This is a genomic window from Roseovarius sp. ZX-A-9, assembly GCF_028369135.1.
In the GTDB taxonomy this organism is placed as follows: domain Bacteria; phylum Pseudomonadota; class Alphaproteobacteria; order Rhodobacterales; family Rhodobacteraceae; genus Roseovarius.
The window spans coordinates 68,822-91,759 of sequence record NZ_JAPWHW010000002.1; the positions used below are offsets into that span (position 1 = coordinate 68,822).

Genomic DNA, 22,938 nt, shown 5'->3' on the forward strand with positions numbered 1-22,938 from the left:
ACCGCCTCAATCGCGCAAGGTCCAACGCTCGGCATGTCGTGCCGTCGGAAACCGCGACTCCAAGCCCAACTCCTCGATCCGCCGTACGCTGGCTTCAAACAACGAGCGCATCACCGGGATCGGATCGGGGTTGAGCGCCACATTGCGCAGCACCTCTTCGCGGTTACCATAAGCCTTGTAGAGCGCGCGCAAATCCTCGATCGGATCGCCATCTGAAATATCAATGCGCAGATCGTAGGCATCGATGCCATGTTCCGCCGTCACCCTGAGGGCCGCGGATTTGAGCGCGCCCAGAACCTCGCCGCCCGCATCGCGCCCGGCCTCTAACCCGCGCAGCAGACGTTCGGCCAGGGGCACATCGCGCCCGGCCTGAAACGCCTCGGCCATGGCATCGGTCACCTTGTCATTGTCTAGGATGTTGCCCAGCGCCAGACAGTTCTTGCCGATGGTGTGCGAATAGATCGAGTACATCCGCCGCCCGTGATAAACTGCAGCGCGCCCGCGCGCATCCAGCGCGCCGATCTGGCGCCACTCGATATTGTCTGTCGAAGCGCAAACCTGCGTCACCACATCGTCGGCGGTCATGCCCTTTTCCAGCAGTGAAACCCCCAGGTCCCCAAGCCGGCTATCGGTCCGGTGCTGCGACAGCATCGCACCCTTGCCATGCGCCAGACGCACGCAGCGCGCGCCGACCCCCAGATCGGATGTGGTAATGGCTGCGCCGAAACTTCCGGTCTCTTCGCACCGGCCAATAATCGAAAACGTCACGTCGTCACCTCCACGTGGCTATATCATGTCTTGGGTTGGAACCGGCACATCCGTACCCTTGGCGGCAAACCGTTCCCACATGGATTGGGTCACGGCCTGGGCCTCTTCGGCGGCGGCGGCCTCGTCAATTGTCAGCAGCACACCATCGCGCATCAGGAAACGGCCATCGACCATGGTATCGGTCACGATACCGGGATGGCCATAATGCACCAGGTTGGAGATCGCCGAAATTCGCGGCACCATGGCAGGCGCGGTCAGGTTGACCACCGCCAGATCGGCCTTCTTGCCCACCGCAATCGTGCCGATCCCGTCATGCCCCAACGCGCGCGCGCCGTTGATCGTGGCATAGTTGAACACATCCCCCGGCGTCGGCGTGACAGACCGCTGGTAGGCCCCGCGATGCAGCACCAGCGCGGTTTTCATCGCCTGGAACATATCCTCGGTCATGTTGTCCGTGCCGATGGAAATATCGATCCCCGCGTCCAGAATGGCCTTCATCGGCAAAGGATGCGGCCCCTTGGCCGACATCGACGCGGGCGAATGCACCAGGCGGGTTTTGGTCTCGGCCAGGGTGGCTACATCGCTTTCGTTGCAGAAGGTCCAGTGAACCGCCAGCAGGTCCTCGCCCAGAAATCCATTTTTGGCCAGATACTCGGTCGAGGTGCAGCCATGCAGCTTTTCGACCTGAAGTTTTTCGCTGATGATCTGGCTCAGGTGAATGGTGCGGCGCAGCCCGTGCTTGCGCGCCAGTTCCGTCACCTGATCCAGCATCCACGGGCTGCAATTGTCGGGCGCGTGCGCGGCCATGATGACGCGAACGCGGTCATTCTCGGTGCCGTGGAACCGCTCGATCAAATCGCGGGTGCGGTCCAGAAATGTCTCGCCAAAGGCGCGGTCGAACCGATAGGTGCCCGCGCCGATTTCGGTTGTCACCGCATCGGCGCAGCTCTCGGCGAGCCAGAGCCGCATGCCGGTATCGATCATCCCCGGCGCGTAGTCGGCCACATGGCGCAGCGGATCGACCATCGTCGTCGTACCGGAGCGGATCGCCTCGGCACAGGCCAGCCGCGCGATGGCGGTGCGGTCCTCGGGCGTCAGCAGATAGGACACTGGCACCATGTATTGATAGACCAGATTGCCTTCGATGTCCTCGATCGTGCCGCGCAGCGCCAGCAGGACAGCATGGGTATGGCTGTTGATCAGGCCGGGCATTACCAGACGCCCGGACATATCCACCGGCTCGAACCCGGCGAAATCGGTGCCGTTCAGGGTGTCAGTTATGGCAACGATTTGCCCGCCATCGATGGCGATATGGCCGCCGCGCACCACCGGCGCGCCGTCGTCGTGGGCCACATGGGCAGCGTTGCTGATCAGATAGCGGGTGTTCATTTGCGAAGGATCCTGATTGCCGTCACGATAAGGGTCAGCACCACCAGCATTGTCGCCACCGATGCGATTGTCGGGTCGATGTCTTCCTGAATGCCCTCCCAGATTTTCTTGGGCAGAGTGGTGACATTACGCACCGTGATAAAGAGAACGCCGACGATCTCATCAAAGCTGACGATAAAGGCAAAGATCGCGCCGGTGATCATTCCGGGAATCGCGGCTGGCACCACCACCGCCCGCACCGTCTGCCAGACCGAGGCCCCCAGACTGCGGGCCGCCTGCGGGATGCGCCGGTCCAGATTGGCCAGCGCCGCGAAAACCGAGATCGACACATAGGGCAGCGCCAGCAATGTATGCGCCAGGATCACACCGAAATTGGTGTCGATCAGGCCCAGCGTCACCCAGAACCGGTAGAACCCCAGAGACTGCACCACCGGCGGCACCAGTATCGGTGTGATCAGGATCCACCGCGCCACGGTCGAGGCCCGGTCAGACAGGAACCAGCACCCGATCGCGAATGCCGTTCCGAACGCCGTTGCCAATGCCGCCACCACAAGCCCGATCCAGATGCTGGTCCAGGTCGCGGCCATCCAGCCGGGCGATTGGAAATAAGCGGCATAATGCTGCAAGGACAGGCCTTCCTTGGGCAGTCCGATATAGCTGGTATCGGTCAGAGAGACCGGGATCACCACCAGGATGGGCAGCAGCAGGAAGGCCAGGACCAGCCAGGCGCCCGTCGAAAAGAAGATGCGAAAGGTTGATTGGGCCATTATCCACGCTCCAACAAGGCGCTGCGCAGGTTGACGAACCGCGCCGCAACCGCGATCACAAGGGCCGTCGCCACCAGCAGTGTCACCGACAGCGCCGATCCAAGCCCCCAGTTCAGGAATTCCTGAATCTGATAGGTGATATATTCAGAGATCATCAGGACGCGCCCGCCCCCCAGCAACGCCGGCGTGACATAGAAGCCCAGCGACAACACGAAGACCAGCAACGCACCGGACATCACGCCGGGCATCGTCTGAGGAAAATAGACCTTGCGGAAGGCGGTCCATTCACTGGCCCCCAATCCGCGCGCGGCGTCCACGTAAGAGCTGGAGATACCCCGCATGTTGGCCATCATGGGCAGCACCGCGAAGGGCAGCATCACATGGATCATCGCCAGAACGACGCCAAATTCATTATGCATCAGGCGCAGAGGTGAATCGATGATCCCGGCCCCGCGCAACGCATCATTGACGATGCCAGACCGCCCCAGAAGGACGATCCAGCTGAAGGACCGGATCAGCACCGACACCCAGAACGGCAACAGCACCAGCGCGATCATCAGCGGCTTGACCCGGCCTGCGAAATTGCTGATCGCATAGGCCACGATATAGCCCAGGATCAGACAGCCTATCGTGGTGACGAACGCCACCCGGAACGTGATTACAAAGCTGGTCTTGACCGCGTTGGAATCGGCCATCTTGGCATAGTTGCCCAAGCCCACCACCGGCTCGTTCAACGAGATCACCCAGATCCCCAGCAACGGCCAGATATAGAAGACGATCATGATCGCAAGCGCGGGCAGAACAAGGGCCCAATAGCGAAACTTGTCGGAAAAACGTGGCATCAAACGCTCCTGTTCGGCGATGGGGCCGGCGCAACGCCGGCCCCATTGTCAGTCCGTGTCGGACAGTATCGGGTCGGGCTGATCAGTTGATCAGCGCGTCGATATACAGCTCTTCCGCAGCCTGCTGGTTCTTGGCATACCACTCATCGTTATAAAGGATCTGGGTCGCCAGGTTTTCAGGGCTGGACGGGTTCCAGGCAGCCAGTTCCGGCGGCACGAGCGCGGCAGCCGCCGGGTTGATCGGGCCCGAGCCGATCAATTCAAGCCACTTGACCTGAAGCGCCGGATCCTGACCGTGGGCGATGAATTTCATCACCTCTTCGGTGCCTGCGGGGTTGTTCTTGGGCACAACCCAGACACCGGGCGCAATCACACCGCCGTCAAAGCTGATGTCGAACGTCCCGCCTTCAATCTGGTCCTTCAGCAGGAAGGCGCGCGTGTGCCAGATATTGCCCATCGCAACCTCTTCCTGAAGGAACAGGTTCTGACTGTCGCTGCCCGAGCCCCAGACAATGATGTTTTCACGCAGCTTGCGGAACATGTCGATGGCGCCGTTGATGCCATCCTGCGTGCCCAGAACCTCGTAAACGTCCTTGGTCGGGACACCCTGTGCCATAACCGCGGATTCCAGCATCCCGCGTACGGATTTGCGGAAGGTGCGCATGCCGGGGAAATCCTTGGTGTTCCAGACATCTGCCCAGGTCTTTGGCACGTTGCCGCCCAGCATCTTCGAGTTGGTGGCCAGCACATAGGAATAGACATAGTTGCCTACGCCGTTGGAATAGGCCGTGCCTTCGATAACCTTGTTACGGTCCACGATGTTGTAATCGATCGGTTGGGTGATGCCCTGCTGTTCCAGGATGATCGCGGTACCCATGCCGCTGTCGCAGAGATCCCAGACCACAGCACCGCTTTCGACCATGGCGCGGATCTTGCCGCCCGAAGGGCCAGAGCCGTCAACAATGACCTTCACGCCCGTGGCGGCGGTATAGGTGTCGCCCAGAACTTCCTGAAGAACCTCGGTCGGACGACCGCCCCAGTTTACCACGACCAGTTCGTTAGCCCCGGCCAGCGCCTTGCTGCCAAGCGCGGGCAACACGCCAAGTGCGGCCATCGCCGAAATGAACCCGCGCCGGGTCAGGCGACCCTCGCGATAACGGTATGCCGCGATCTCGACCAGATCCAGCTTTGCTTCATGGTCAGTTGTATCAGTCATGGCTTTCTCCTAAAAATTTCAGTTTTTATCAGCCCTTACGCGGCCTCATTCTCGTCGTTCTCCAGAACCACACAGGCATCGCGATCCCAGCCAAAGCTGACGGCCAGCCCGGCCTCGGGATGTACGCCCACTTTCCAGGTCGGGCGCGATACCAGGATCTCGCCCAACTCCTCATGCTTGACGATCACCTGACAGCGCTCCCCCAGGTAGCTGACCTGCCGGACAGTGCCCGACAGCATTTCCTTGCCGGCCTCGGCCAGCCGGATGCGCTCGGGGCGCAGTGCCACCTTGACGCGCTCTCCAATGGCCAGCGCATCGGGGGCATCCACCGGAAACGCGGCGTTGCCGATAGTACAGCTCAGACCGGTCGCTTCGCGGGCGGTCACGGTCAGGTCCATGAAATTCGATTTTCCCAGAAAATCCGCCACGAACGGGGTGCGTGGCAGGTTGTACAGGGTTTCCGGGTCGCCCTGTTGCTGGATGCGCCCGTCCTTGAGGATGACGATCCGATCGGACATCGACAGCGCCTCGTCCTGATCGTGGGTCACATATATGAAGGTCACCCCCAACCGGTCATGCAGCGCCTTCAGCTCCCACTGGAGGTCCGCGCGCAATTTCTTGTCCAGCGCCGACAACGGCTCGTCCAGCAACAACACTTGCGGTTTGAACGACAGCGCGCGCGCCAGCGCGATGCGCTGCTGTTGCCCGCCCGACAATTGCGATGGCATCCGGTCGGCAAAGGCGTTCATCTGCACCAGGTCCAGACATTCCTCGACGCGGGCATCAACCTCGCTCTTGGGGCGTTTGCGCACCCGCAGGGGGAACGCCACGTTGTCGCGTACGCTCATTGTCGGGAACAGCGCGTAGCCCTGAAACACCATGCCGAAACCGCGATGTTCGGGCGGCTCGCCGGAGATGTTCTTCCCGCGCAGCGATACCGTCCCCGATGTCAGCGGCGCAAATCCGGCAATCGCCGTCAGCAACGTGGTCTTGCCCGACCCCGAAGGGCCCAGCAACGTCAGGAATTCACCATCGGCGACATCCAGATCGACACGGTCCAACGCGTTGATCTTGCCATATGTCTTGACTGCATTGCGGATCGAAAGGATTGGATCGGTCATGAGGGCAAGCTGTTTCTCTCTGTTGAGCGCGGCACAGAATCGCAGACCGCACCGACCAGAAAACACGGCAGACCGCTACGGCAAAATAAAAAACCGAGGCAAGAAAATAATCTCAGGTTATACCATATCCGGCACACCACCCGCTTGCGGCAGCGAATGGTTTGCGACGAAATCGCGGAAAAACACCTGAAATTGGTATGCTATATTCGATGTCGGAAAGAGGTTGGACATCGACGAATGCATATTCAACGCAATGGGGGGATCAATTGGGCGCACCACGACCGAGCCCAGATTCCGCCCCACCAACGCATAGCCGTCGACCAGCGCCACGCCCAGCCCGGCCGCCACCATGTCCAGAGCAGCCATGGTATGACGCACCTCGAAAAAATAACGCCGCTCTAGCCCGCGCTTCGAGAATGCCGCGTCGATCATCTGTCCCAAAGGCGTGTTTGCCGCATAAGAGATATGGCGAACATGGTTGAGATCAGCGATGCGGATCGTCCGCGACAGCGCCATTTCGTGATCCTGCGGGCAGACACAGACCATCTGACCTTCGAAGATCGGCCGCACGGTCAGCGCCGAATGGCGCGGCGCGGTGATCGACAGGCCAAGTTCGGCGCGCCCACTGACGAGACGATTGGCGATATGATCGACATGACCCAGATCCAGTGACACGTTCAGCTTCGGGCGGGTCTTGAGAAATTCGGCGAGCGCATGCGGCAGGATACCCTGCCCGATCGACGGCGTCGCCACGATGCTCAGCCGCCCGGTGGTGCCGCCGCGCAGCTCTTCTATGATGGTTGCCACCCGGCGTTGCTGCATGAACAGATGCTGCGCTTCCTGCGCAATGTGCAGTGCCTCGGGGGTCGGAACAAGGCGACCACGCTCGCGCGCAAACAGCGCAAAGCCGACCTGGGCTTCGGTGTGACGGATCATGTTGCTGATCGCAGGCTGGCTGACCGCCAGAAGCTCTGCCGCCTTGGCGGTCGTGCCCACTTCGATCACCGCACAGAGCACTTCCAGCTGGCGCGCATTTATCAACCCAATAACCTCTGATTATTCTATCTGCCCATTATTTTATTTCACACTGATAGGTTGGCTGTCTAGCAAAATAGGAACGCTCGGAGAGGCTACAGACACGACGTCTTGCCGACCTCGACAAGTGCAGTGCAGTTCAGGAGACAAATATGACCCGTAGTGAGGTATTCGCCGTCGCGCAAATGGGGCCCGTAAACCTCGCCGATACCCGCGAGCAGGTGGTCGCGCGCCTGATCGACATGATGCGCGACGCCCACAGCCGCGGCGCCACATGGATCACCTATCCCGAACTGGCGCTGACCACATTCTTTCCACGCTACATCTATGATACCCCCGAAGAATACGACGCCTTCTTCGAAGAGGGCCTGCCCTCGCCCGCGATGGTGCCGCTATTCGATCTCGCGCGTGAACTGGGCGTCGGATTCTATCTGGGCTACGCGGAAAAGGTGCATCAGGACGGGCGCACGCGGCGGTTCAACACTTCGGTTCTGGTGGGACCGAACGGCGATTTGCTGGGCAAGTACCGCAAGATCCATCTGCCCGGCACCAAGGAGCCGATCGGTGATCTGGAATTCGAACATCTGGAAAAGCGCTATTTCGAAGTGGGCGACATGGGCTTTCCCACGTTCAAGACCCCATCGGGGCGCTTTGGCATGTGTATCTGCAATGACCGCCGCTGGCCCGAGACATTCCGCGTCATGGCCCTGCAGGGCGCCGAGGTGTTCATGCTGGGCTACAACACGCCCACCCGCAACATCCACCACCACGAACCAGCCTACTTGCGCGAGTTTCACCACCGCCTCAGCCTTGAATCGGCGGCCTACCAGAACGCCGCATGGGTGATGGCGGCGGGCAAAGGCGGCTCGGAGGACGGGTTTGCGATGATCGGCGGCTCGATGATCGTCGCACCGACCGGCGAAGTGGTGGCGCGCGCGGCCTCGGAGGACGACGAGGTCATCACGCATAGATGTGATCTGGACATGGGCGCCTATATCCGCCGCTCGGTCTTCGACTTTGCCCGCCACCGGCGGATCGAACATTACGGCCTGATCACTGAACAAACCGGAATAAAGGTGCCCGAATGACCTATTCGCTCGCCGGGCGCTGCCCGGTAACCGGCCAGATAGGCTTTGCCGTGGCCACCTCATCCGTCTGTGTCGGCGCCCGCGTCGGCGCTGTCACGCAAGGCTGCGTGGTGTTTTCACAGGCCCGGACCGATCCGCGCCTGCACGCCGTCGGGCTGAGCGCATGGGCGACAACGCAGGACGCGCAGGAAACCCTTACCGCGATGGTTGTTGCCGCCACCGCGCCGCATTGGCGGCAACTGGGCGTTCTGCCCGCCACTGGGACGCCAGCGCATCACACCGGCAGTTCCTGTCTGGCACATTGCGGCGCCCATATCGGCGCGCACTCCATGTCGCTGGGCAATTTTCTGGGCAGCGACCGCGTCCTGCCCGACATGGTAGACGCCTTCGAGACCGCCAGCGGCACGTTGGCGGAACGGCTTCTGACGGGCATGCGCGCAGGCGAGGCCGCCGGCAGCGAAAACGAACCGCTGCAATCGGGTGCGATAATCGTGATGGGCACGGAAGACATCAAGGATGTCGATCTGCGCGTCGATTTCTCCTCCGATCCGCTCAGCGATATGGGCAGGCTTCTGGCCGATTGGCAGCCCAAGGCAGCCGCCTACCGTATCCGCGCGCTCGACCCCGATAACGCGCCCTCATCGGCCGATGTCGAGCGGGTGGCGCCAGCCGGGTCCTGACCCGGCCATGATGCGGGCGGGTTCTCCCGCCCGTCCCGCATCGGGCTCAGACCGCCATCAACGCCACCATGCGCGCAACAGCGCAGGTGATATTGCGGGCATAGGCCGTATCCACCACCTGATCGCTCTGCCGGTGATAATTCGGGTTCGGATCGCTGGATGGCTCGCTAGCCAGGTTCGCGAAGAAATCCTCGCTCGCCAGCACCGCCCCCCAACCTTGCTGATGAAACGCCGCGTGATCGGACCGGTTGATCGCGCCGTCATATACATCGCGGTCGGGGGCCCCGCTCCAACTGGTGCCGCGATAGATCTGCGCAGGCCCCAGCGCGCCGTATTCTGCCGCCGCTGCCGCCAGCTTGGTGGCCAGCGGGTCGCTCAGGTCACGCACCGCCGGGTCGGTATAGCCCGCATGCACCTCGAACAGCAGTTCGGCATCCGAATTGTACCCCATCATGTCTGTGCAGACGACACCGTGCACCGGCGCGCCCATCGCCTTGAGATGGGCGGCATAGGCCTTGGAGCCGACCAGCCCGGATTCCTCGGCATTGAAGAAACAGAACCTTACCGTATGCGTCAGCCGCCCCTGAAGCGAAGCGAACCAGCGCGCCATCGACAGGACCGCCGCCACGCCAGAGCCATTGTCATCCTGCCCCGGTGCCGCATCGGTGGCCGCGTTATAGCCCGAGTCAAACCCGGCAGTGCTGTCGAGATGCGCGCCGACGATGATGATCTTCGCGCCAAACCCCGGCAGCGGGCATTTCAGCTTCCACCACGGATACCAGGGGCGCAGTTTCAAAACCCGTTCGATTTCGATCCGGACCACCCGTTCGGGCAATTCGGCCAGGGCGTCGGGCGCAAAGCCCAGCTCCGGCATCATCTGGGACAATTCATCAAGAAACGGGCGCAGCGGGCGCGGAAGTGGTTCGCGCAATATCTTGCGATACCGCTCCAGTATCTTCGGCTTGATGCGAAATCGGCCCATCCCCGGCAGGTCCGCTATGATGTTGGAATGGGTGGCACCCGCATGGGTGAAATCATGCCGTGTCGGGCAATACCCCATGGCGCGCAGATCGCGCATCAGCTGATTTTCCACGCGTTTGTTATCTGGATGCGCCGTATGGCGCGACGCGATGGGCCCCTGCGTGTCCAGCGCGGTGACGCCCGTATAGCGGTGCAAATCATCCACGTAACAGGGCGTGACCGTCGAACAGGCGGGCCGCAGATACAGGATGGCCTTGCGCAGCTTGGGGTGGATCTTGACCGCTTCCAGAATTTGCGGAAGCTCACCCACTTTGGGCGCCTCGAAATCGACGCTATCACTCGCGCCTGTCCGCAACAGGCCCGGATCGGGGGCCAGATACTCGGAGTGGCCATGCGCGCCGTGCACGTGAAACGCCTCGGCGGATTCCTCCGGACGCATGGCGATCAGGATCTGACCGCGCTCGGCGTAGAGAACCTTGCGCTTTGCCAGCGCCGCGGAAAGTTCGGCCGCATCGCCTTCGGTCCGCGACCAGAACAGATCCTGCGTCATCGGGTCATAATCCAGCGGCTGCACCCCCAGCCCGGCCAGCACGGCATCAATCAGGCGGGCGGGCGATAGCAGCGCAATCAGCGCCCAGTCAGGCGATTGTGGTTCGGGGACGGGCTGAAACCACATCGGCACCGCATCGCCCTGACGCACCAGACGTTCCAGCGTGGCGCGATCCCCCGTGACCCGAACGCCGATGGGCCGCGCCCCGGCAGCCAGCATCGGCAACAGCGCGGGATGGGGCACCGGCACCAGCCCCGCGGCGGCCGCCTCGCCCCGCAGCCGCCGGTCGGCCGCAACAAGCGCAGTGGCCTCGTCGCCACCCGAAAGACTACCCAGATCAGCGCCGTCGCCATATTCCAAGGGCGGCAACGGCACTATCCGCAACCCCGGCGGCACAGCGAAACTGTCAGCGTCACCAGCAAAATCGGCCCCCATCAACCCTGGCACAGCCAGCGTGATATCCAGCCCCACAATCCCCGTCCTGGATGCCAGCCGGATCACATCGGGAAAAAGGTCCAGCCCCACGGGGCGGTCGTTCTCGTCAAGCCGTAACGCGCCGCTGGCCTGATCCAGAACGATAACGGCCTTGGTGATCTTGGTCATGACAGCCTCCCTATAGCGTTTCGAGATTTGGTTGAGACACGACTTGGGCTCGAAACGCGCGCAGCGCTCAATCGTGGTGGGCGTTTCGGCACAGAGTCGTGAACGGGCACTATGCCGAAAAGCGTCAAGGGGTCGAGTTTCCGTACCGCAGGCGGGTCAGGCGCGTACCGCACCAGTTGCGGGACAGGATGAACATCCGGTCGAATTGGCTTTCGGCCAGTTCCTGCAACCCCGGCACGCCGAACGCGCCAGCGATGTCGTCAACGGTGTTCGAGTGAGCCACCACCAGCACCTTCCCGCCGGGGTGGTGCAAACGGATCGTGCTGGCCAGCGCCGGACCGTCCGTGGCATCGTACTGTGTCAACGGCAGCCCCTGCCCGTTGGCGGTGGGCTGGCCGGTCTGCCGGGATCTGTTGGTGTTGGTCACGAACACCGCCGACAGGTTTTCATCCTGCAGCATGTGACACAGCAAATTCGCGCGGGCTTGTCCGGCCTGTGACAATGGCGGGTTGGGACCGCCTTCCCTTTCGGCATGACGCACCAGGATCATCGAAGAGGACCAGATCCTGAGAGGATACTTTCGCAGGATCGTGGGCGTGGGCAAAATCTTGTGCACCTCGTGAATGCGGCGGCGCAGGATCGGCGTAAATTCATTGGCCATGGAAACTATCCTTGAATGACGTCCGGTGCCGGCCCGGGATGTTCCGGGCCGGCACCCATGGGCGTGTCAGGCGTCGTCGCTGCCATCATCGAGGTCAAACTCCAGCCGCACGGTCTTGACCCTGCCGCCGCTGGCCGAAAGATCGGCCGTTCCACGCAGGATGCGCAGGATTTCCTCGATTGTCGGGCGGCGCGTGATCACCGGATAGTCTTGCGTCCGGCGGATCGGCCAGTCGGGATCCCTGGGCTCCTTGGGATCCCTTGGATCAGGCTTGTCTTCGCGCTCGTCCTTCTCGTCCTTTTCAAAGCTGAGCTGATAGGTCATCCCGCCCGACACTTCGCCGTCCAGAATGGTCCTGACCTCGATCCGGTCATCGCCCTTGGCAATCGCCTTGCGCACCATGTCGGGATCGAAGTCGCGGCCCGGTTCAATCGACAGAACCACTTCACGCTTCTCACGCGGACCCATCTCGAACTTGCGACCACCGGCCGACACCACATTCAATTCCCAGCCGAGGCGGCGCATGAAGACCGGCATCTCGATTTCGATATATCCCACCACCGGCTTCTTGAACGGGTTGCGCACCCAGATCACATGCTTGCGCAGATACTTCAGGATATAGCGATAGAATGGCCAGATCGGATTGATATTGCGCTGTCCGATGTTGTTGTCGAACGGCACCAACCGCGATTCCGGGATTGTCCCGGTGATCGTGGTATCGTTGCCCGGATCGCCGTCGGCATGGGCAATCGCCAGCAGGCATTCGTGCCCCACCTGCGTCGGCACAAAGGCGAAAGGCCCGACAACCGTACTGCCGCCCGGCGCGATAGACCCCGCGGCAGGCAGCGTCGCTGTCGCCATCGGTGTCCAGTCATCAGGAAAGGCCAGGCCGCTGCCCGGCAATGCGTGATAGGCATCCACACGCACCGCATTGGCGGTCTGCATGCCGCGGTTCTTGACCCGGACATACATATAGTTGGTCTGACCGACAAAGGGCTCTTGGTGTATGGTTCCGCCATCGGCAGAGCGGCGCACCCACATGTCCTGACACGACCAGTGATTGCGCAAATACTCGTACTCGCCACCCCGTCCATCATCGATATAGACGTCCACCGCCGGCGGGTTGCCCTCGGTCGAGACATTATTGCCCTGCCCCGGCGCGGCCCCCGGCTGGAACAACCCCTGTTTCTCAAAGGCCCAACGGACGACCTTGTGCAGCGCCCCGCCGGGAATGCCCGCAAGGCTGGTCGTGGTCTTGTCGGCTGTTTCCAGATTGCCCTCGTAGACCTCGGGGAATTGCGTGGTCGAGGTGAGCAGGCCGATCGCCTTGAAGATCAGGTAGGCCGTCGTGTCAGCGGCACGCCGCCGAGTGTTCAGGTTCGTGGAATCCCCGCCTATCGACCGATAGAACCGGAAGAGCGTGGAGGACAGCACCTGTTCGCCACCATACTGTGTGTTCCAGTTTGGCCCGAACCAGGCCCAGCCCGAGGTGGCGGCGCGGTCATGGCGCCGGTTCAGCCCCGGCACCCCGGCATGCACCCAAGGGAAGGTGTCGAACCGGTCCGCGGCATTCGACCCCGGATCGTTCAGGACCGCCGCCAGCGCATCGCCAGCCGAATGGGCAAAGCCGAAATTCGGGCTGCTTACATGATCCCACAGCAATGCGTGGCCAAACTCGTGCCACGCCACGCGGTTCGACGTGGCAATCCCGATCGCCTGCCCCGACACGATCTTGCCAAAGCGCAGCTCCAGCAAACCATTACCCGCGGCATTGCCGGGCGCCTGCGCATTGACAGCATCGCCCAAGGCGCGTGAATCCACCGGCACCGGAAAGGACGTTCCGTTGAAATACGTGGAAACGTTGAATCCCAGTTCCTGCATTTTGCGGAACAACCGGTCGCAGTGATAGTAGGCATTGACGGCGTTGAAGCTCTCGTGCTGGCTGTTGAAGTTGAACGCACCGGCCGGGGTTGGCACCGTCGGCGGCGCCTGAACCGGGTTTTGCCGCTCGGTCACATGCACGAAGTTCCCGCGCAAGGTTTGCGGCATCGACGGGATCAGCCCGTCCAGCGTTCTTGAACTACGGAACGGGTTGAGCTGAGCGTTGGTCGAATTGGCCGATACCGCGGCGCCCGTCTGGGTCTGCGGGTCCGGCGCGAACACCATACCGGTGGCACAGGCGACCAAGGCCCGCAGGTACAGCACATCGCCCGAAGTCGGCTCGACCAGCGCGCGCCAGTTCACCTGCGCCTGGCCCTCGGTCATTGCGGCCTGAAACAGCACCTCGTCGACGATATAGTGCTTGCCCTTCGCAATGCCCTTGATCGTGAGTTTCGGCAAAGCCGGGATCTTCGTGTGCTCGCCCCCGACGCAACCCTCGTGATCATGGGTTTCCTCGCGCTCGTCGGGTTCAAACCGGTAGACGACCTGGCGTTTGACGCGGGCGTTGTCCATGTCAGGCAGGGCAAAGCCCAACATCTTCTTCAGCGCGGCATTCGTGACCTTGCGCGTTTCGTCAGCCTTGGACAGGGCTTCGGTGTTCTCGATGACGACCGAACCGTGCATCGAATTCTGCATGCTCTGCGGCTCAAGGCTGTCACCGTCCATCTGCATGCCCAGCGTGGCACCGAACACATCAAGCCCCATGATCGCCTGCTGATAGACTACGACCTTGGTGCCGCCGATGTCCTTCTCCATCTGGAATTCCATCACCGGCTGCGCCGAGGCACCTTCCAGCCCCGGCACGCCGTCCGCGGTCAGCGCGGTTCCGGCCAGCCCGATCTCTCCGCGCATCCCGCGCAAGTAATACTCGGCGACCTGTTGCGGCGTGGCCATTGGGGCCGCGCTTTCGTAACCGGGTGGCTTCGGATTTCGCAAATAGACAACTTCGCCGTACTCGTTCTTGATGATTGTGTCGGTCATTTCAACTTCCTTCCAAATAAAATGGACAACGAAATCGTCTACCGCTCGCCTCTGCCGGACACCTCTCTCGGGCGCCCAAAAATGGGACGTCAGAAGTTGTGCGTTCGTGCAGGATCAGGCCTCATTCATACACGTTTTGCACGATTCGTACAATCTCCCACCACCCAAGGTCGAACGAGCCTGAGCGCGGAAATTCGCCGTTTTCCTTTGACCCAGAGCAGGCGCTTGTTTAACTTTTTGGTACTTCCTCGGTGCGCCAGCAAGTCGTTCACGTTGCGATCTGGTGGTTTTTAATAAAAACTTTCAGGAGGTTAGCTAAAATGTCCGATGCGACTGGACTACCGCTTTTGAAGCGGATCATGGCGCAGACTCACGCCGACGCGCGCTCACTCTATGCACCTGAAAGATTGCGTTTTGCGCTTGAACTCGCCCAAAACGGAAAATCCGCAAGCGATTTCCTGCCTACCCTCAGATCGCGACTGGAAACCATCACCGGCTCGCACAACTTCACCCTCGAGCCACTCTTCGAGGACCAGTCCGGAGCCGAAAACCTGTTCTTTGTCTTTGCCCCCGACGGCCTCGACAGGACGCTTCCCGACGAAATGCTCTTTGCCATCGCGCACGACCTGCGCCGAGAGCTGGATCTGGTCTCGTGCGAGCCCGATACCGGGGCGCAGGTATTCAGTGATCCCGATCCCGACCCGCCAACGACGACCGAAGGCGCGGTCCTTGATGCGACATGCTGGGTTCATGGCACACCGCCCGAACCCAAGGATTGGGCGCTTGCCAAGACCAACGTCCCTGCCGCCTGGGCGCTGGCACCGGGCAAGGGTGAGGGCATCATCGTTGCCCAGCCCGACACCGGCATCGCAGAGCACCAGGAACTGGCGCAGACCCATTTCGATTTTACCCGCAGCCTGAACCTGATCGAAGGCGGCAAGCAGCCGACCGACCCGCTGACCTCGGCAATGTCGAACCCCGGCCACGGGACCGGCACCGCCAGCGTTCTGGCCTCGGCGGGCAGCGGCACGATCTCGGGTTCGGCCCCCGGTGCGACCATCGTGCCTATCCGCTGCATCAACGATGTAAAGATTTTCAACGCCATCCCGGTGGCGCGGGCCGTCGATCACGCCGTATCGGTGGGCGCGCATGTCATCACGATGAGTCTGGGCGGCCTCTGGAGCAGCCCCTTGCGCGCCGCGATCCGGCGGGCGATTGCCGCCGATGTCATCGTTCTGTCAGCGGCCGGCAACTGCGTCGGGTTGGTGGTCTGGCCTGCCCGCTACCCCGAGATGATCGCGGTGGGCGGCACCGATGTGGATGACCGCAAATGGAAAGGCTCCTCGACCGGTTCCAGCGTCGATTTCTCGGCCCCCGCCCAGCATGTCTGGAAGGCGGTCCGCTCGGACACGGTATCGCAGACCAATGCCATCGCTCCGGGTCAGGGCACGTCCTTTGCCACCGCCCTATGCGCCGGGATCGCGGCACTCTGGCTGGAGCGCCACGGGCGCAGCGCGGTGATCGCCAAGGCCCGCACGCGCGGCGTGTCCGTGCAGGCGTTGTTCGCCGCCGCCGTGCGCCAGACGGCCCATCGGCCTGCAGGTTTCCCCTCGGGGCTGGGTGCGGGAGTTATCGACGCAGAGGCCCTCGTTGCACTGCCGCTACCACAGATCGGCACGTCACAGATCGAAACCGCCTCACCCGATGCGGCGGACCCGTCTGGCGGGCTCAGCGATGCGCTGGGGGCATTGTTCGGCCCCGGCGCACCCGATCCCGCATTCGACTGGGCCGCCCACGGCGCCGAGCTATCGGCGCTGCTCGTCGCTGACATCCGGGCCGGACGTGGCCGTGAAGACGCCGCAACCGAGGCGCGCGCGTTCCGCCAATCTTCCAGCGCGCTGACAGAAGCTGCCGCCAGTTCTCGGGACAGCCGCATCGCGCATCTGGTGCTGCGCGGGCGCCCCGCCGCCCCCTCGATCATGATCCGCAGTTCCGTCTCGCCGGAAAGGCTGGGGCGGCTGCTGTCAGGCTTTGGCGCCGCCGCGCAACCGGGGCTGGCCCCCGAAGCCGCCGCTTCGGTCTCGCCCGAGCAGGGCCGCACCGCGCTGGATGGACCCGGCCGGGCCCGCGCGCTGCGCTCGCTGGAAAGACGACTGGAGAGCAGCGCCGATGCCGCCGGTGAAACACTCATCGAAGAAAGCGACCGCGCGCTGGCCGAATTGCACACACACGGCACGGGCGCGAAACTGAATGAAATCAATGCTATCCGGCTCGAAGCTCTGGTCTCCCTGACCGAGCGCCCAGCGATCCCTGTCGTCACACGTCAGACCCCCGATGGCGACACCGTGCAGACCGTCGACGTGAACGATCCCGAGTTTGGCCGCTTTGCCGGCATGGCCGCAATCGCGCTGCCTGCGCTGGAACAGGGCGCGCTGGCCTCGGTCGGGCGGATCGACGGGGACGGCATCCACCTTGGCACCGGCTGGGTGGTTGGCCCCGGCCTTGTCATGACCAACCGGCATGTGCTGGAGGAATTCGCCGCCCCGCTGCCGCGTCTGGACGACCCCGAAAGTTGGCAGATCTACCGCGATACGTGGATCAACTTTTCACCCCAGGCCGTTGATCTTAAGCAAAATTTCAAGATAACAGGCGTAGCCTTTGCGGGCGCGCAGCAGATCCGCACCTACCCGGTCAGCTTTGCCAAGCTGGATCTGGCGCTCTTGACCGTGGCTACGAACAATGACGCAGGCGGCGCGTTGCCAGCGCCCGTTGCGATTGCCGCCAACGCCCCGTCCCAGGCGCAAAGCCTCTTCGCCCTCGGTTATCCCGCCCCGCCGCATTACATCCCGCGCGACGAAGACGGGCAGATGCGTCAGGACGTGATCGAACGGCTGCGCACGATTTTCGGCCTGCAGTACCGGCGCAAGTATTTCAGTCCCGGCAGCATGATGGCGCAGCCGCACCAATGGGTGTTCGACCATGACGCAACCACGCTGGGTGGCAATTCCGGCTCTCTGGTCGGCACCTTGTCCGACGAGGTGGCTGCCGTCGGGCTGCATTTCGCCGGAGATTGGCTGCGCGCCAATCACGCGCATGATCTGATCGCGGTTCTGGCGGCGCGGCCCGGTCTGGTCGGGCTTCTGCCGTGACGATGGCCCCGGATCCGCCGCCGCAACAAGCGTCGATCCCGGCTGCGATCAATGCAACTCAGGCGCGCCGTATCGCCGCGCATTTCACCGCGGGACGCCCGGCACTGTCGCAGATCTATGGCGAAATTGCCCGACGCTCGGGCGGGCGGTTGCGGGATTTCAAGATCGTCGCGCTCGGGCTGAACGATACCAAAGACGCCTTTGCGGCGGCACTCCTTGAAGCCGCGCAAGCGGATATACACCGAACTTTCCTGACCGAACTGGCGACACTGGGGTGTCTCGACCTTGGCGCCGTCATTGCTGCGCTTGAGACGACACCGGGCGACGATGGGGGGCTCGACGCCCTGCTCTGGCCACAGGATGCAACCGGCCTTGTGACATTGCCGCAGGGCTGGAATGCCCATGTCGCCGCGACGCTGGATATGTCCGTGTTGCTGCGCGCGGTCAATCTGGCGGCGCGGCGGGTCTGTCTGGTGCAGACCGGCGCATCGCAGGGCACCGGCTTTCTGATCGGCCCGCAAACCGTACTGACCAACTGGCATGTCATGGCCCCCCTGCTGGATCCGGCGACAGGCCAGCCGCAGCCGGGCAGCGCACAGTCGATCCGCTGCACATTCGAAAGCCTTGGCAGTGCGCAGGGGCGTGTTTTTCCGGTGCTCGACGACTGGCTGGTCGATTTCAGCCCGCTGGCCGTCTCTGCCCCCGCGCCGCCGGGAATGGTCGACATGACCGCGCTACGTCCGCACGCGCTGGATTTCTGCGCCCTGCGCTTGCCCGGTTCACCGGGGCGCGAGCGCGGCTACTACGATATGGCCAAGCTCGGCACGCTGAACGCCGAAACCGATCACTTCTTTGTCTTTCAGCACCCTTTCGCCAATCCGCAGCGGCTTGCCATCACCACCGGGGTCACGCCTGACCCAAACGGGCCGGATTTTCTGCGACACAAAGCCTGGACCGACGAAGGATCATCCGGCGGGCTTTGTCTGGATCAACGATTTCAACCACTGGCGCTGCACCATGCCGCCGTGACCGATCAGAATGGCGCGTTTCAATTCAACCGCGCCGTGCGCCTTTCGGCGATCCACGCGCTGATGCCTGATCTTGGCGCGCCCGACCCCGCCCATGACCGCATTACCCAGCTGTCGGATGGATCGCGCGCCATTCTGGGGCGCGGTGCGTCGCAGGATATGGCGCATGAGATGATGCAAAACGCCTCCCGCCCGATCCTCTACGTACGCGGCCCGCCGCGCTCGGGCAAAAGCTTTACCGCCGAACTGATCCGCGACTGCACCCCGCACCACCGGCGCCGGATCGTCAAGATTTCGGCCTCTGAAATGCCGGTCGAAGCGCGCGAACTGGCGGTGTTGATCCTGACCCGAGCCGGCGCGCAGGATGCGGCTGTCGCGGCCCTGCCCGGTGCCGACACGCCGAACGGAACCGACAATGCCTGGATCCGCTCGGCACTGTTGCCCGCGCTGCGTCAGGCGCTGATGGCGCTCTTGCGGATCGACCCGGCCCAGACGATGACCCTGTGGCTGATCATCGACGAGCTGGACATCGTGCCGATTCCGCAAACCGGCGCGCGAGAGCTGCTGGACGCGCTCTATGCCGATGCCGAAGCGATGCGCACCCTACGGGTGGTGTTGATCGGGCTGGACGCGGCCCTGCCGGGGATCGATCAGGCCATCACGCGGGTAGAGTACATGGACCATCCCGAACAGGTCGACCCGGACGCGTTGGAAACATGCCTCGGCGCCCTTATGGCCGAGAAGATGCTGGCCCCTTCCCCGGCTGAGCTCAGGCGGCAGGTGGATCTGGTCACCGGGGTGGCCAACATGATCCAGACAATCGGCCCTCCCATGAACAGGCTGGAACGTATGTCCGAAGTGCTGGCCAAGGTCTGGCTGACGGCGGCACGCCAATGGAAATGACCGCCCAGCAACCCCCCCTTGCCGCCGGCGATCTGCGCCGCGCCGCACTGGCCGGTGTGTTCGATCCGCGCGCGCTGATTCCGCAGAACGCCGAGAATGCGGAGGAACGGCTGGCAGCCCTTGCAGCACTGGCGAACGAACGAGAGATGGACGGGCGCTGGTATTGGGCGCTGACGCCGGATGCCCGGCGCGCCGGGCTGGCGCTGTTGCCCACCGACGAGGCGGCCCGCACGGCAACCCTTGCCGCCGCCCCCCGGCTTGAGGGCGACGCGCTCGGTGCGGCTTTGCGCGCGGCCCTGTCGGCAAAACCCGGTGCGGACCTGCGCGCGCTGCTGCACCGTGGCAGCAACCACACGGGCGGCATCGCCCAGAAGAAGGGGCTTGATCCGAATACACTGGGACAGGCGCTCGAACTTCTGGAAGAGGCGGGCGTGCCCCTGCCCGCTTGGGCAGCCGACCCGGCGACGGTACGCGGATTGCGCCGCGCTGTGGTGCTCGACCGGCGCGCGCGCGCCGCGCACCGGTTGCTGCCGACACCCTTTCGAGGCCGCGGGCGCGAACTCAAGGCCCTGATGAACTATGTCCGCAATGGCGACGCCGTCGATCACGCCTCTCGACCGGTGATGGAGACGCTGAGAGCAGACCCGGAATCGGGCGATATCCGCGCGGTGGTCGTCTCGGGCATTGGTGGCACCGGAAAATCGGCCTTGATCGAGGCGCTGCGCCGCAAGGCCGAGCGCGCCAAGGACATGACATTTCTGGCCTTCGATCTGGATCAGACATCGTTGCGCTCGGGCGAACGGGTGGCCCTGACGATGGAACTGTTGCGCCAGATCGGGCTCTTGCACCCCCAGCTGGACCACCCTCTTTCGGCGCTGCGCGGGATGCTGCGCGACATGCTGTCATCAGTCACGGATGACGGCGCGCTGCTGGAAATGGCCTCCTCCGCCGTCTATAGCGCGCTCTCCGAACTGGGCACGCATCTGGAAACCGCAGGGGTGAAATCCCACGGTTTCGCGCTGGTTTTCGACACGTTCGAGCAGGCATTGGTCGCCGGCGAAGCACGCGTACGGCTGATCGCGGATTGGCTGATGTTGTTGCGCGATATCGCGGGTATCGAAAACCTCAGGGTCATCCTGTCGGGGCGCGAAGCAGACATGATCGTCGGCCGCGACTTCCCCGGCCTGACCATCGTCGCGCATATCGAACTGGGGGATCTGGGCACAAATTCGGGCCGGGCCAAGCTGCGCGACACGTTCCGCCGGTTCAAGATCGATCACCTTGATCTGGTGCCTGACCTCATCGCCGCCTTCGGCTCCAACCCGCTGGTGATCGAGATCGTCGCCACGTTCTGCCGCAACCGCCCGCGCAGCGAGATCGTGACACTGGCCGAGGATGGCGATGACGGGTTGCGCGCTGAACTGGGCACCGAAATGCGCCAGCGGATCCTTTACACGCGCATCCTGCACCGCATTGCCGACCCGGAATTGCGCCCGCTGGCCAGCCCCGGTCTGGTGCTACGCCGGATCACCCCTGAACTGATCGAAGAGGTGTTGGCCGGCCCATGCGGGCTGCCCCAACCGCTGCCGCCCGGTCAGGCTGATGCGCTCTATGAGGCCTTGGCGGGCCAGGTATGGCTGGTGCGCCCCGCCCTGTCCGGTGATGCGCTGGAGCATGTCCCCGACCTGCGCCGGCTGATGCTGCCACAGATTCTGGCGCTACCGGCGGCAGAGGATGTCGCCCGCACCGCCGCCCGCTGGTACGAGGACGCGGCGGCGGGCCAGCCGGGGCCGGATATGTGGGAATCGCTCTACTACCGCTGCCTTGTCGACCCCGGCGCGCTGGACGGGCTTGCAACACCCGACCTTCTGGCCATCGCCGACCATCTTGGCGCTGCGGCAGAGGACCTTGCACCCCATGTGCAGGCATTGCTGCGCGAAGCCTCGGGTTCGGTTCTGACACGCGCTGAAATCGACACGCTGACCGGTGAGGCCCGCAACCGCGCCACGCAAAAGCGCCGCGCTCAGCAAGTGTCCGAGGGGCTGGAGCAGACCGTCCTGAGCGAACTGGCCGAAGATGCGCAAGCCATGACCGCGCCCGACAGCGCCGCCCGTTTCGCAAGCTACCTGTCGGATGATGGCGAACTTGCGCAATCGGAATTTGCCGCCGCTGCCTTCGACCGGCTTGCCGATGCCGCCCCGCATCTTGCCTGCGCGCTCTGGGCGCAAGTGGCGGCGCAGGCCCCAATCGAGAAACGGGATTTCAACCTTTCGCATCCCGCATGGCTGGCCAGCATCGCCACTTTGATGCCGGACAAGCGTGGCGGGCTGGCCCGCGCGGCAAGGAACTGGGCCGAGACAGAAGGCAGAGACGGTGGGGCCGCGACACTGTTGGAGGCCCTTGACCGGAGCGCGGGACAGGACCGCGCCCGCGCGCGGCTCGCCATGATGACCATGGCCATCGCGTCAGCCCCACACGCGCCTGCGGCTGCACTGGAACCAGCGCTGGGGCGCGAGGCTTTGCTACCGGCCACGACCGGCCAGATAGAAACCGCGCTCGACTGGCGTTACCAGATACTGATGTCCCAGCGTCAGCGTCAGGGGAAACGCCAGCCGGGCCGTCTCGTACCACCCGACCTTTACGATTTTCCCGCAAACGAATTACCGATGCTGCATCCCGCCCTGCTCGACCCGGCGCTGCGCAAATGGATGATTTTCCCAGAGCCGACCAAGGGGCAACCGGGGCTCGAACAGGCGGGGCTAGAACGCTTCGGCACGGCCCAAAATCTGAAACTGTCCGAAATCACCCGCGCCCTGACCGTGCTGGACCGCGTGCGGGTTCAATTGCCACTGGAGGATCTGCCACAGGCCGCGTTCGATGCGGTTGTTCCGGGCCGCCTGCCTGAATTCCACGCGCCTCTCCGCCTTTTGATGGACGGCACTGCCCCCGGCCCCGAACTGGCGCAGGCCGTCGCCACAACGACCCGGCAGTTGCCTTGGTGGCCGAAAGACATCTCACCCGACCTGTTCGCACGCAAAACGCTCGGCCCGACCCTGATCGGCACGTTGATCGACCTGCTTGACCGCACCGGCCTGTTGCCAGAGCTGGCCCGCGAACTGGCAGCCATGAATGGCCCCGACAGCCGCGCGGCTCAGATTTCCGACCTGATCGACGCCTTCTGCTCGTTCCTAAGGGGCAGCAACGATTGATCAGAAACCTCTGCCGTCATCCGGCG

Annotated in this window: 15 protein-coding genes; 5 read left to right on the forward strand and 10 right to left on the reverse strand. The window is 63.3% G+C overall.

The features are described from left to right. Positions 1-6 precede the first annotated feature (6 nt). From O3306_RS02760 to O3306_RS02790, 7 genes are all read right to left on the reverse strand, one after another. Entirely contained in the window at positions 7-768 is a 762-nt protein-coding gene (locus O3306_RS02760; RefSeq protein ID WP_272002994.1) for a DUF1028 domain-containing protein, read from the reverse strand. 18 nt (positions 769-786) lie between these two features. Next, entirely contained in the window at positions 787-2,157 is a 1,371-nt protein-coding gene (locus O3306_RS02765; RefSeq protein WP_272002996.1) for an amidohydrolase family protein, read from the reverse strand. After that, positions 2,154-2,924 carry an ABC transporter permease gene (locus O3306_RS02770; RefSeq protein WP_272002999.1) on the reverse strand — a complete coding sequence of 257 codons (771 nt, stop codon included), beginning with the start codon at positions 2,922-2,924 and terminating at the stop codon, positions 2,154-2,156. The genes O3306_RS02765 and O3306_RS02770 overlap by 4 nt, the downstream gene beginning before the upstream one ends. Beyond that, positions 2,924-3,766: an ABC transporter permease gene (locus tag O3306_RS02775; RefSeq protein WP_272003002.1), complete on the reverse strand. Its 843-nt coding sequence runs from the start codon at positions 3,764-3,766 to the stop codon at positions 2,924-2,926. Before O3306_RS02775 ends, O3306_RS02770 begins: the two co-directional genes overlap by 1 nt. Positions 3,767-3,848: 82 nt before the next feature. Next, positions 3,849-4,982 (reverse strand): extracellular solute-binding protein, encoded by a 1,134-nt coding sequence (locus O3306_RS02780; protein ID WP_272003005.1) that lies wholly within the window; start codon positions 4,980-4,982, stop codon positions 3,849-3,851. Positions 4,983-5,017: 35 nt separating this feature from the next. Beyond that, positions 5,018-6,103, reverse strand: coding sequence for an ABC transporter ATP-binding protein (locus tag O3306_RS02785; RefSeq protein ID WP_272003008.1), 1,086 nt, complete (start codon positions 6,101-6,103; stop codon positions 5,018-5,020). 117 nt (positions 6,104-6,220) lie between these two features. Continuing rightward, entirely contained in the window at positions 6,221-7,144 is a 924-nt protein-coding gene (locus tag O3306_RS02790) for a LysR family transcriptional regulator (RefSeq protein WP_272003011.1), read from the reverse strand. A 146-nt stretch (positions 7,145-7,290) separates the two neighbouring features. Here O3306_RS02790 and O3306_RS02795 point away from each other — a divergent pair, with 146 nt between their 5' ends. Further along, the gene (locus tag O3306_RS02795; protein ID WP_272003014.1) at positions 7,291-8,226 is read left to right on the forward strand and encodes an N-carbamoyl-D-amino-acid hydrolase; all 936 of its coding nucleotides are present in this window, start codon (positions 7,291-7,293) and stop codon (positions 8,224-8,226) included. After that, the gene (locus O3306_RS02800; protein WP_272003018.1) at positions 8,223-8,906 is read left to right on the forward strand and encodes a DUF1028 domain-containing protein; all 684 of its coding nucleotides are present in this window, start codon (positions 8,223-8,225) and stop codon (positions 8,904-8,906) included. Before O3306_RS02795 ends, O3306_RS02800 begins: the two co-directional genes overlap by 4 nt. Positions 8,907-8,952: 46 nt before the next feature. Here O3306_RS02800 and O3306_RS02805 read toward each other — a convergent pair whose 3' ends face one another. The 3 genes from O3306_RS02805 to O3306_RS02815 all read right to left on the reverse strand — a co-directional run bounded on the left by O3306_RS02805 (position 8,953) and on the right by O3306_RS02815 (position 14,623). Continuing rightward, positions 8,953-11,040, reverse strand: a complete 2,088-nt coding sequence (locus O3306_RS02805) for a M28 family metallopeptidase (protein ID WP_272003020.1) — start codon at positions 11,038-11,040, stop codon at positions 8,953-8,955. Between the two features lie 124 nt (positions 11,041-11,164). Next, positions 11,165-11,701 (reverse strand): histidine phosphatase family protein, encoded by a 537-nt coding sequence (locus tag O3306_RS02810; protein WP_272003023.1) that lies wholly within the window; start codon positions 11,699-11,701, stop codon positions 11,165-11,167. A gap of 66 nt (positions 11,702-11,767) precedes the next feature. Then, positions 11,768-14,623, reverse strand: a complete 2,856-nt coding sequence (locus O3306_RS02815) for a hypothetical protein (protein WP_272003026.1) — start codon at positions 14,621-14,623, stop codon at positions 11,768-11,770. Between the two features lie 320 nt (positions 14,624-14,943). On the opposite strand from O3306_RS02815, the gene O3306_RS02820 reads away from it, so the two are divergent. From O3306_RS02820 to O3306_RS02830, 3 genes are read left to right on the forward strand one after another with little or no spacing between them, the layout of a single operon-like run. After that, positions 14,944-17,772 (forward strand): S8 family serine peptidase, encoded by a 2,829-nt coding sequence (locus O3306_RS02820; RefSeq protein WP_272003029.1) that lies wholly within the window; start codon positions 14,944-14,946, stop codon positions 17,770-17,772. Positions 17,773-17,774: 2 nt separating this feature from the next. Continuing rightward, positions 17,775-19,703, forward strand: coding sequence for a serine protease (locus O3306_RS02825; RefSeq protein ID WP_272003484.1), 1,929 nt, complete (start codon positions 17,775-17,777; stop codon positions 19,701-19,703). Beyond that, positions 19,694-22,912 (forward strand): ATP-binding protein, encoded by a 3,219-nt coding sequence (locus O3306_RS02830; protein WP_272003031.1) that lies wholly within the window; start codon positions 19,694-19,696, stop codon positions 22,910-22,912. Before O3306_RS02825 ends, O3306_RS02830 begins: the two co-directional genes overlap by 10 nt. Positions 22,913-22,938: the final 26 nt, after the last annotated feature.